Annotated in this window: 3 protein-coding genes and 1 pseudogene; 3 read left to right on the top strand and 1 reads right to left on the bottom strand. The window is 73.0% G+C overall.

The window, feature by feature from the left end; genetic code table 11:
* Together AB0C29_RS35920 and AB0C29_RS35925 are read left to right on the top strand one after the other, a co-directional pair.
* Positions 1-560, top strand: a pseudogene (locus tag AB0C29_RS35920) (chlorophyllase); the annotation flags it as partial.
* Between the two features lie 14 nt (positions 561-574).
* Entirely contained in the window at positions 575-1,414 is an 840-nt protein-coding gene (locus AB0C29_RS35925) for an LLM class flavin-dependent oxidoreductase (RefSeq protein WP_360830037.1), read from the top strand.
* A gap of 41 nt (positions 1,415-1,455) precedes the next feature.
* On the opposite strand, the gene AB0C29_RS35930 is transcribed toward AB0C29_RS35925, so the two are convergent.
* Positions 1,456-1,839 (bottom strand): GNAT family N-acetyltransferase, encoded by a 384-nt coding sequence (locus AB0C29_RS35930; RefSeq protein ID WP_360830040.1) that lies wholly within the window; start codon positions 1,837-1,839, stop codon positions 1,456-1,458.
* Between AB0C29_RS35930 and AB0C29_RS35935 the strand changes: the two genes are divergently transcribed.
* On the top strand, positions 1,830-2,646 hold an 817-nt coding region (locus AB0C29_RS35935), incomplete at its 3' end, for an ATP-binding cassette domain-containing protein (RefSeq protein ID WP_360830043.1). The genes AB0C29_RS35930 and AB0C29_RS35935 overlap by 10 nt on opposite strands.

A 2,646-nucleotide genomic window follows, 5' to 3' on the forward strand; every position in this document is an offset into this window, starting at 1 on the left:
GCCGGCTCGACCGGACCCGGATCGCCGTGGCCGGCCACACCAGGGGCGGGCAGACGGCGAGCACGCTGCTCGGCGCCCGGGTGCTGGACGCCGGCGGCGTTCCCGGCGAGGACCTGAGCGATCCGCGGATCAAGGCGGGCGTCCTGCTCGCCACCACCGGTACGGGCGGAGCCGACCTGTCGCCGTTCGCCGCCGAGCACTTCCCGTTCATGAGCCCGGACTTCGCCGCCATGCGTACCCCGGCCCTGATCGTCGCCGGGGACAAGGACCAGTCGGCGCTGTCCGTACGGGGACCGGACTGGTTCACCGACCCGTACGTGCTCAGCCCGGGCCCGAAGAGCCTGCTCACTCTGTTCGGCGCTGAGCACTCGCTCGGCGGCATCCTCGGTCAGGGCCTCACCGCGACCACGGACGAGAGCCCGGAACGGGTCGCCCTGATCCAGCAGCTCACCTGGGCGTACCTGCGCAGCGCGCTCTATCCCGCGGACGCCAGCTGGACCGAGGCGAGCGCCGAGCTGGCCACGGGCTCGCACGCCCTGGGCCGGATCGAATCGAAGTGACCAGCTTCGGCATCATGACCGCCCCGCAACAGGTCGGCTACGACGACATCCTGCGGGTCTGGCAGGAGGCGGACGCGATCCCGGAGATCGAGCACGCCTGGCTGTTCGACCACCTCATGCCGATCGGCGGCGACCCGGCCGGGCCGGCGTTCGAGGGCTGGACCCTGCTGTCGGCCCTCGCCGCGCTGACCACGCGGCTGGGGCTGGGCCTGCTCGTGACCAGCAACCGTTTCCGGCCACCGGCGCTGCTGGCCAAGATGGCCACGACGGTCGACATCGTCTCGGCGGGCCGGCTCACCCTCGGCATCGGGGTGGGCTCCCGGCCGGGCCACCCGCTGGCCCGGCGCGAGTACGAGGCCCACGGCCTGCCCTTCCACGACACCGCGCGGGCCGTGGGCAGCCTGGCCGAGGCGTGCACGGTGATCCGGCGGCTGTGGACCGAGACCGAGCCGTTCGACTTCCCCGGCGAGCACGTGCGGCTCACCGGGGCGTTCGGGAGCCCGAAACCGGTCCAGCGCCCGCACCCGCCGATCCTCATCGGCGGCCGGTCCGCCGGCACGCTGCGCGTGGTCGCCGAGCACGCGGACGTGTGGAACATCCCCGGCGGCGACCTCGACGACGCGGTCCGCCGCAGCGCTCTGCTGGACCGCTACTGCGCCGACATCGGCCGCGACCCCGCCACGATCACCCGCTCGATCCACCTGCCGGTCAGCTACGAACGGCCGGAGAGCACCCGCACAGCGATCAGCGAGGCGACCGGCGCCGGCTTCAGCCACATCGTGCTCGGGCTGCCGGCGCCCTACCCGCCGGGCGTCGCCCGCTGGGTCACCAACGAGCTCATCGCCCCGGCCTGAGGTTCACCTCATCCTCCTGACCTTCACCTCACCCTGAGGTGTCAGCGGTGAAGGTCACCGGCATGAAGCCGGAACAAGGTGGCGCCGGCGCCGTAGAAGACGCCGTCCCGTTCCGGGCGCATACCGAGTTTCTCCAGCACGTGCCGGGAGGCCGCGTTCTCGTGGCGTACGACCGCGACGATCGAGGACAGCCCGCACTCGTCGAACCCGTACGCCAAGCAGGCCCGGGCGGCCTCGGTGGCGTACCCCTGCCCCCAGGCCGCCCGGCCGAGGTAGTAGCCGACCTCGACCTCGTCGCCGTCCTCCAGCCGCTGCAACCCACAGTGGCCGATCACCTCACGGTGGCGGCGACAGCCCATGGCGGTGAAACCACGGTGAAACCGCCGTGATCCGCCGCGGCGGCACTGTCGTCCGCATGATGACAACCTCCACCGAGCCGGCCATCGCCGTCGCCGGCCTGCGCCGGTCGTACGGCGACCACGTCGTGCTCGACGGCATCGACCTCCAGGTGCCCGCCGGCACCGTCTTCTCCCTGCTCGGCCCCAACGGCGCCGGCAAGACCACCACTGTGCAGATCCTTTCCACCCTCATCCGGGCCGACTCCGGCGACGTCCGCGTCGCCGGTCACGACGTGGCCCGGGAGCCTGATCGGGTCCGGGCAGCAATCGGTGTCACCGGTCAGTTCTCCGCGGTGGACAGTTTCCTCACCGGCGAGGAGAACCTGGTGCTCATGGCCGACCTGCACCACCTCGGGCGGAGCGAGGGCCGGCGGCGGGCGGCGGAGCTGCTCGAGCGGTTCGGGCTCGGGGAGGCCGCGCGCCGGCCCAGTGTCACGTACTCGGGCGGGATGCGGCGCCGGCTCGATCTGGCCATGGGGCTCATCGGTGACCCGCAGGTGATCTTTCTCGACGAGCCGACCACCGGGCTGGATCCGCGCAGCCGGCGTGACATGTGGCAGATCGTCCGGGAGCTGGCCGGCCGGGGCGTGACCGTCTTCCTCACCACGCAGTATCTGGAGGAGGCGGACCGGCTCGCCGACCGGATCGCGCTGCTCGACCGGGGCCGGTTGGTCGCCGAGGGCACCCCGGACGAGCTCAAGCGGCTGGTGCCGGGCGGACACGTCGAGCTGCGGTTCACCGACGACCGTGACCTGAGCGCCGCGGCCGCGGCGCGGGGGGGCGCGGCCGAGGTGGCGGGCGAGTCGCTGGTCCTGGGGGGGCGCGGGGGCGGCG

The organism is Actinoplanes sp. NPDC048791, from assembly GCF_040650095.1.
Classification (GTDB): domain Bacteria; phylum Actinomycetota; class Actinomycetes; order Mycobacteriales; family Micromonosporaceae; genus Actinoplanes.

Coding starts and splice junctions, on each gene's coding strand:
- AB0C29_RS35925 (WP_360830037.1), top strand. CDS start 575: ATGACCGCCCCGCAACAGGTCGGCTACGACGACATCCTGCGGGTCTGG.